Consider the following 6,985-nt stretch of genomic DNA (forward strand, 5'->3'; position numbering starts at 1 on the left):
GTTTATGGAATTCGGGGAAGTGATTGAGCAAAGATACAGACAACTGCTCACAAAGTATATCTCGGACTTAACTGAAACATCGCTGTATCAAGGACAAAAATTCAGCAGGAAAACTTTGGAAAATCAAATTCCTCCAGAAGAAATCGTTAGTATTCACCGTAAAGTAATTCAGGAGCTGTACCCTGATCTTCCGAAAGATGTTTTCCACTCTTTAGATTTTTTAATCGAAGTGATGATTGGCTACGGAATGGCGTATCAGGAGCATCAGACGTTACGGGGGATTCAGCAGGAGCTTAAGTCTGAGATTGAGATAGCGGCAAATGTGCAGCACACTCTTCTTGAAACGCAGGTACCGGTTGCTGAAGGAATTGATATTGGGGCCATAAGCATCCCTGCAAAACAAATGAACGGTGATTATTATCATTTTGTCCGGGATAAAGACAGCATTAGTATTGCGATTGCGGATGTAATCGGAAAAGGGATACCGGCAGCATTGTGCATGTCAATGATAAAATATGCGATGGACTCACTGCCTGAATTACGTCTTCATCCTTCTAAGGTATTGACAAATCTAAACAGAGTTGTCGAACAAAATGTCGATCCAAGCATGTTTATTACGATGTGTTATGGCAGTTACGATATCAACAATCATCAATTTACATTTGCCTCCGCCGGACATGAGCCGGGTTTTTATTATTCGAATAAAGAAGCGGCCTTTTACGATTTAACTGCAAAAGGCCTAGTCCTTGGAATAAAACATGAAGTAGAGTACGAGCAGTGTTGCACAACGCTTGAAGAAGGCGATATGATTGTATTGTTTTCTGATGGAGTGACAGAATCCAGATCTGAGGAAGGTTTTGTAAGCAGAGAAGATATACAAAACTTACTGATTGAGCACATGTCAAAACCGGCTCAGGATATGGTGAATGATATTTATAACAGCTTGTTGCAGCTTCAGGATTTTCAACTGCACGATGATTTTACTTTAATTGTGATTAGGCGAAAGGTTTAGTCTTCGCCAGATTGGGGTATCTGATTAATGCATAGATACTTTAGTCATAAATAGAGGTGATAATATGAATTTACTAGTTGAAGTAACGAAATCTGAGTTAAATCATAAGCAAATAGATGTTTCAGGCGAAATTGATGTTCATACGGCGCCTGTATTAAGAGAGAAACTAATGGCTCATGCCGCTCCGGAAAGCCATTTGGAAATAAATTTAGAAAATGTTTCATATATGGACAGTACGGGCTTGGGCGTATTTGTTGGATTATATAAAACGCTTCGTGCGGAAAACGGGGCTTTGAAATTATACAATTTGTCCGATCGGTTGGTCAGGTTGTTTGAGATTACAGGGTTAAAAGATATTATTGATATTTCTGCAAAAACAGAAGGTGGGGTACAATGAATACGTCTGTAGATTATATTGAAATGAAAATTCCGGCAAAGCCTGAGTATGTTGGCATTGTACGCCTTACTTTATCCGGAATCTCCAGCAAAATGGGCTACAGCTATGATGATATTGAAGATTTAAAGATTGCTGTGAGCGAGGCATGTACGAATGCGGTTCAGCATGCTTATAAATCATCTTCAGCAGGAGATGTATCGATTCGTTTCGGTGTATACGAAGATCGTTTAGAAGTCATTGTATCTGATCAGGGATCAAGTTTTGACATAAATCAAAAGAAACAGGATTTGGGCCCTTATACTCCGTCCCAATCGGTTGATCAATTGGCAGAAGGAGGACTCGGACTATATTTAATGGATACGCTGATGGATGAAGTAAACGTCCAAATAGAGTCCGGCGTAACTGTTGCAATGACAAAGTTTCTAAACAGGGAGCGGGTTGAGCATGACACAACCGTCGAAAACTACGAAGCTAAATAAAGATGAAGTCGATCAGCTCATAAAAACGTATCAAGAAACTCAAGACGAAGAGGCTCAGCTTACACTGGTTACAGCGTATACAAATCTTGTGGAAATGCTGGCGAAAAAATATTCCAAGGGCAAAAGCTTTCATGAGGATCTGTGCCAGGTAGGAATGATCGGATTGCTCGGGGCAATGAAGCGGTATGACCCCATCGTTGGAAAATCATTTGAGGCATTTGCCATACCAACCATCATTGGCGAAATTAAACGGTTTCTCAGGGATAAAACGTGGAGCGTGCATGTCCCGAGAAGAATTAAAGAACTGGGTCCTAGAATTAAAAAGGCTGTCGACCAACTGACAATTGACTCTCAAAAATCACCAACTGTTGAAGAAATTGCTGATTTTTTAGATGTAACTGAAGAGGAAGTTCTTGAAACGATGGAAATGGGGAAAAGCTATCAAGCCCTTTCCGTAGATCACAGCATTGAAGCGGATTCAGATGGCAGTACTGTTACCATTTTGGATGTTGTTGGTTCTAAAGAGTCCGGCTATGAACAGGTGAACCAAAGAATGATGCTAGAAAGCGTTTTGTATGTTTTATCCGACCGAGAAAAACAAATTATTGATTTAACATATATTCAAAATAAAAGCCAAAAAGAAACAGGAGATATCTTGGGAATTTCGCAAATGCACGTTTCAAGATTACAGCGGAAAGCTGTTAAAAAATTAAGAGAGGCGTTAACTGCTGATCCGAGTATGGAGATTTCGTAATGATTGAATTTGAATCAAATGAATATATGCGAGCTATTATTTTTCAATTAAATAAGGATGGGAACAGTTGCTGTGGTGACAGCTATTTCATCAGTGCAGATGACGAGGGTTTAATTTGCGCTGTGGCTGATGGTTTAGGAAGTGGTAAAGCTGCAAATGAATCCTCGTCAATCATTAGTGAGATAGTTGAAAAATACAGCAATGAAGAGGTAGCTGAAATCATTGAGCGCTGCAATGTGGCCTTACGCAGCAAAAGAGGTGCAACCGTTTCGGTTCTTAAGTTTCGATTTGTAGAAAAAGATTTCACGTATTGTTCAGTAGGAAATGTGCGATTTATTCTTTATTCTCCATCAGGTAAGTGTGTGTATCCACTGCCAGTAGGCGGGTACTTGTCGGGGAAGCCTCGAAAATACAAGACACAAACTTATGAATACGAACCCGGATCAAAATTTATAATATACACTGACGGGCTGGAAGTTCCAACGATTCGATCCTATCTAAAAAGCGACTATTCCATAGAACATCTATCGAAGCAGCTTGATATTTACACCCGTAAAAGAAACGATGATCTGACTTATATTCTTGGACAGCTTTTGTAATTAAGGCTGTTTTTTTTATTGGAAAAGTAAAGATTAGTAAACACGTATAACCTCCTGACTGGCATGAAAGTCCACTTAATATGATAAAATGAAGGATATCATGCAAATTGGAGGACGTTTACTAGTGAGTGATACGACTGTAGTCATTAAGCAAATTTCAGAGGAGATGAAAATTCCCACAAAAAACGTTAAGCATGTCATTGACCTGCTCGAAGACGGGAATACCGTCCCTTTTATCGCCAGATATCGTAAGGAACAAACAGGATCACTGGATGAATTGCAAATCCGGACGATATCAGAAAGATGGACATATATCCAAAATGTAAATCAAAGAAAAGAAGAAGTGATTCGCTTAATTTCCGAGCAGGATAAATTAACAGACGACCTTAAGAAAAAAATAGAGTCTGCTTCCAAGCTTCAAGAAATAGAGGACTTATACCGCCCTTATAAGCAAAAAAGAAAAACGAAAGCGACTGTGGCGAAAAGCAGAGGGCTGGAGCCGTTAGCGGATTACCTTTTTTCCCTTCCTTCATCAGGAAATTTACAGGAGGAAGCAAGTAAATACATACAGGAAGATAAGGAAATACATTCCATTGAAGATGCGTTGCAGGGAGCTAAGGACATTTTAGCTGAAAGAATTTCTGATGAACCTGAATATAGAAAGTGGATACGAAGAGAAACATTTCGCAGAGGCGCTTTAACCTCTGTCGGAAAGAAAATAGAAGAAGATGAAAAAAATGTGTACGAAATGTACTATGACTATTCAGAGCCGTTGCAGAAAATCGTCCCTCACCGCGTGCTTGCTGTAAACCGTGGAGAGAAGGAAGGCATATTAAGGGTTTCAATTGAGCCTAACATAGAAGAAATCCTGGTGTATCTAGAAAAACAAGTGATCGGCAGTAAGCAAACGATTGTGCGAGATATTCTGCTTGAGACATTGGAAGACGCGTATAAACGCCTGATACAGCCGGCCATCGAAAGAGAAATAAGAAAAGAACTCACCGAGACAGCAGAGGACCAAGCGATTCATATTTTCTCGGAAAACTTGAGAAAGCTACTATTGCAGCCCCCTATGAAAGGGAAAGTTGTATTAGGAGTTGACCCTGCGTTTCGTACAGGATGTAAGCTTTCTGTCGTAGATGAGACAGGTAAAGTTCTCTTAATTGATGTGATCTACCCTCATCCGCCGGTCAACAAAAAAGAACAAGCATTGGAAAAGGTAAAAAAAATACTTGAACAGTTTCAAGTTGAAGTAGTCGCAATCGGAAACGGGACGGCCTCCAGAGAATCAGAGGAGTTTGTTGTTCAAGCCTTAAGAGAATCGAACCGGAGTATTTACTACCTCATCGTAAATGAAGCGGGAGCAAGTGTTTATTCAGCATCCGACTTAGCCCGAGAAGAATTTCCTGATTTACAGGTAGAAGAAAGAAGTGCTGTGTCGATTGCCAGAAGACTTCAGGATCCGTTAGCTGAGCTGGTCAAGATTGATCCGAAGTCAGTCGGAGTTGGTCAATACCAGCATGACGTAAGCCAAAAGAAACTGCAGGAATCACTTGGTTTTATCGTCGAGACTGTCGTTAACCAGGTGGGAGTAAATGTAAATACAGCTTCTTCTGCACTTTTGCAATACGTGGCGGGTCTTTCAAAGTCCGTTGCAGCTAACGTTGTGAAAAAAAGAGAGGAACTCGGTAAATTTACGAGCCGTAAAGAACTAAAGGATATTCCAAGACTAGGCGCAAAAACTTATGAGCAATGTATTGGTTTTCTTAGAGTAGTGGATGGATCAGAGCCTTTGGACAGAACAGGAATACATCCAGAAAACTATAAAGAAGTAAAGGAGCTCCTTGCATCCCTGGAAATAAGTGCATCGGGGCTTGGCACTGATGAACTGAAAGACAAGCTGAAAACACTGCAAATTGAAGAAACGGCAGAAAAACTAGGTATAGGAAGTATTACGCTTCGGGATATCATTGAGCAGCTTCATCGGCCTGAACGTGATCCGCGTGATGAAATTGCCAAGCCGCTTTTAAAGACAGATGTATTGAAGCTCGAGGATTTAGAACAGGGAATGGAGCTTCAAGGAACGGTTAGAAATGTCGTTGATTTTGGTGCTTTCGTCGATATAGGTGTGAAACAAGACGGGCTTGTGCACATTTCAAAGCTCAGCAATAATTTTGTCAAACACCCGCTCGATGTTGTGTCAGTAGGTGATATCGTTGAGGTATGGGTCGAACAGGTCGATGCCGTAAAGGGAAGAGTATCCTTAACTATGGTTAAAGGAAAATAGCAAGACAGAGGGCTTTCACTCCGTAAGCCCTTTGTTTCCAAGTAATGATTTATAACAAAGGTTAGGAAGTTTAGAGGTATAATCATTGGTCTAAGAGCAATATTTTTTTCTGTAAAAATACCAGCATTGGTTTAAAAGTTTGATTTGATGCTGGTCTTTTTCATAAAAAGCTTTTTGCATTTGATTTCTAAGCCAGATTGGCATGTTATCTGCCCTCCTCAGCATGTGAAAAACATTTATTCTTAGTGTATGCGGATGAATTATTGTCCTGTTCGTATTTTTAAACAGAGGTGTTCGAATAATGAATGATAAACAGTTGCAGCAACTTGTTGAGGAGATTTCCAACTCCTTTTTTCATAAACCTTTTTGCCATCAAGCGGTATTTAATCCCCGGCTGAGAAGCACGGGCGGAAGATATCTACTTCAATCCCATAATATTGAGTTAAACCGGGTATATTATGAGGAGCATGGGCTTACTGAGCTTGAAGGAATAATTAAACATGAGCTTTGCCACTATCATTTGCACCTTGAAGGAAAGGGTTATAAGCATAGGGACAGGGATTTTAAAAGCTTGCTTAAAGAGGTTGGAGCCCCCAGACATTGTACTCCTTTAATATTGAAGGAAAATAAAGCTTATAAATATGTTTATACCTGTACTAGCTGCACTCAAGTTTTTAAAAGAAAAAGGTCAATGAATATCAGCAGGTATGTTTGCGGAAAATGCGGCGGGAAAATTAAAGAAATTTAATAAAGTAGGTTGACTCTATATTGGCATCCATGTTAAATTATAAAAGCTTCGTTAAACAAGGAATTAATTTTTTAATTATTTCTTGACTCGAATTGTGACGATATATATAATGAAGAAAGTCTGATTCATTCCACAGTAGCTCAGTGGTAGAGCTATCGGCTGTTAACCGATCGGTCGTAGGTTCGAATCCTACCTGTGGAGCCAATGGAGAAGTACTCAAGTGGCTGAAGAGGCGCCCCTGCTAAGGGTGTAGGTCGCGTAAGCGGCGCGAGGGTTCAAATCCCTCCTTCTCCGCCATTGTTTTTATACTGCGGCCCGTTGGTCAAGCGGTTAAGACACCGCCCTTTCACGGCGGTAACACGGGTTCGAATCCCGTACGGGTCATTGTGACATTGGGCTATAGCCAAGCGGTAAGGCAACGGACTTTGACTCCGTCATTCGTTGGTTCGAATCCAGCTAGCCCAGCCATTTTTTTAATACTAAAGAAAATATAATGTTTGCAAAACAAGAGCCATTAGCTCAGTCGGTAGAGCATCTGACTTTTAATCAGAGGGTCGAAGGTTCGAGTCCTTCATGGCTCACCAATGTTATGCGGGTGTGGCGGAATTGGCAGACGCGCTAGACTTAGGATCTAGTGTCTTTGACGTGGGGGTTCGAGTCCCTTCACCCGCATGATTTTTGCGGAAGTAGTTCAGTGGTAGAACATCAC

The 6,985-nt window shown here is 40.6% G+C and carries 8 protein-coding genes and 6 tRNA genes; 13 read left to right on the forward strand and 1 reads right to left on the reverse strand.

What is annotated here, in order from left to right; all coding sequences use genetic code 11:
• Nucleotides 1-4 precede the first annotated feature (4 nt).
• The 6 genes from AM592_RS21600 to AM592_RS21625 all read left to right on the forward strand — a co-directional run bounded on the left by AM592_RS21600 (nucleotide 5) and on the right by AM592_RS21625 (nucleotide 5,528).
• A complete protein-coding gene (locus AM592_RS21600; protein ID WP_053605686.1) occupies nucleotides 5-1,012 on the forward strand; it encodes a PP2C family protein-serine/threonine phosphatase in 1,008 nt (335 codons plus the stop codon).
• Between the two features lie 64 nt (nucleotides 1,013-1,076).
• Nucleotides 1,077-1,409, forward strand: a complete 333-nt coding sequence (locus tag AM592_RS21605) for an anti-sigma factor antagonist (RefSeq protein WP_053605687.1) — start codon at nucleotides 1,077-1,079, stop codon at nucleotides 1,407-1,409.
• The gene (gene rsbW, locus AM592_RS21610) at nucleotides 1,406-1,888 is read left to right on the forward strand and encodes an anti-sigma B factor RsbW (protein WP_053605688.1); all 483 of its coding nucleotides are present in this window, start codon (nucleotides 1,406-1,408) and stop codon (nucleotides 1,886-1,888) included. The genes AM592_RS21605 and rsbW overlap by 4 nt, the downstream gene beginning before the upstream one ends.
• Nucleotides 1,854-2,642, forward strand: a complete 789-nt coding sequence (gene sigB / locus AM592_RS21615) for an RNA polymerase sigma factor SigB (protein ID WP_053605689.1) — start codon at nucleotides 1,854-1,856, stop codon at nucleotides 2,640-2,642. Before rsbW ends, sigB begins: the two co-directional genes overlap by 35 nt.
• Nucleotides 2,642-3,241, forward strand: a complete 600-nt coding sequence (locus AM592_RS21620; RefSeq protein ID WP_053605690.1) for a PP2C family serine/threonine-protein phosphatase — start codon at nucleotides 2,642-2,644, stop codon at nucleotides 3,239-3,241. The genes sigB and AM592_RS21620 overlap by 1 nt, the downstream gene beginning before the upstream one ends.
• 124 nt (nucleotides 3,242-3,365) lie before the next feature.
• Nucleotides 3,366-5,528 carry a Tex family protein gene (locus AM592_RS21625; protein WP_376773429.1) on the forward strand — a complete coding sequence of 721 codons (2,163 nt, stop codon included), beginning with the start codon at nucleotides 3,366-3,368 and terminating at the stop codon, nucleotides 5,526-5,528.
• A gap of 90 nt (nucleotides 5,529-5,618) precedes the next feature.
• Here the strand turns inward: AM592_RS21625 and cmpA are convergent, their stop codons facing one another.
• Nucleotides 5,619-5,732, reverse strand: coding sequence for a cortex morphogenetic protein CmpA (cmpA, locus tag AM592_RS23850; protein WP_098945273.1), 114 nt, complete (start codon nucleotides 5,730-5,732; stop codon nucleotides 5,619-5,621).
• 97 nt (nucleotides 5,733-5,829) lie between these two features.
• On the opposite strand from cmpA, the gene AM592_RS21630 reads away from it, so the two are divergent.
• The 7 genes from AM592_RS21630 to AM592_RS21660 all read left to right on the forward strand — a co-directional run bounded on the left by AM592_RS21630 (nucleotide 5,830) and on the right by AM592_RS21660 (nucleotide 6,948).
• The gene (locus tag AM592_RS21630) at nucleotides 5,830-6,276 is read left to right on the forward strand and encodes a SprT family protein (RefSeq protein ID WP_053605692.1); all 447 of its coding nucleotides are present in this window, start codon (nucleotides 5,830-5,832) and stop codon (nucleotides 6,274-6,276) included.
• Between the two features lie 129 nt (nucleotides 6,277-6,405).
• Nucleotides 6,406-6,480, forward strand: a tRNA-Asn gene (locus tag AM592_RS21635).
• 2 nt (nucleotides 6,481-6,482) lie between these two features.
• Nucleotides 6,483-6,573, forward strand: a tRNA-Ser gene (locus AM592_RS21640).
• A 15-nt stretch (nucleotides 6,574-6,588) separates the two neighbouring features.
• Nucleotides 6,589-6,660, forward strand: a tRNA-Glu gene (locus AM592_RS21645).
• Nucleotides 6,661-6,669: 9 nt separating this feature from the next.
• Nucleotides 6,670-6,744, forward strand: a tRNA-Gln gene (locus AM592_RS21650).
• Between the two features lie 40 nt (nucleotides 6,745-6,784).
• A tRNA-Lys gene (locus AM592_RS21655) sits at nucleotides 6,785-6,860 on the forward strand.
• A gap of 7 nt (nucleotides 6,861-6,867) precedes the next feature.
• A tRNA-Leu gene (locus AM592_RS21660) sits at nucleotides 6,868-6,948 on the forward strand.
• The last annotated feature ends 37 nt before the right edge of the window (nucleotides 6,949-6,985 follow it).

The sequence above is a fragment of the Bacillus gobiensis genome (assembly GCF_001278705.1).
GTDB lineage: Bacteria > Bacillota > Bacilli > Bacillales > Bacillaceae > Bacillus > Bacillus gobiensis.

Bases quoted from the DNA above. Each gene is read 5' to 3' on its own strand.
- AM592_RS21600 (WP_053605686.1), top strand. From the start codon at position 5: ATGGAATTCGGGGAAGTGATTGAGCAAAGATACAGACAACTGCTCACA.
- AM592_RS21605 (WP_053605687.1), top strand. From the start codon at position 1,077: ATGAATTTACTAGTTGAAGTAACGAAATCTGAGTTAAATCATAAGCAA.
- rsbW (WP_053605688.1), top strand. From the start codon at position 1,406: ATGAATACGTCTGTAGATTATATTGAAATGAAAATTCCGGCAAAGCCT.
- sigB (WP_053605689.1), top strand. From the start codon at position 1,854: ATGACACAACCGTCGAAAACTACGAAGCTAAATAAAGATGAAGTCGAT.
- AM592_RS21620 (WP_053605690.1), top strand. From the start codon at position 2,642: ATGATTGAATTTGAATCAAATGAATATATGCGAGCTATTATTTTTCAA.
- cmpA (WP_098945273.1), bottom strand. From the start codon at position 5,732: ATGCCAATCTGGCTTAGAAATCAAATGCAAAAAGCTTTTTATGAAAAA.
- AM592_RS21630 (WP_053605692.1), top strand. From the start codon at position 5,830: ATGAATGATAAACAGTTGCAGCAACTTGTTGAGGAGATTTCCAACTCC.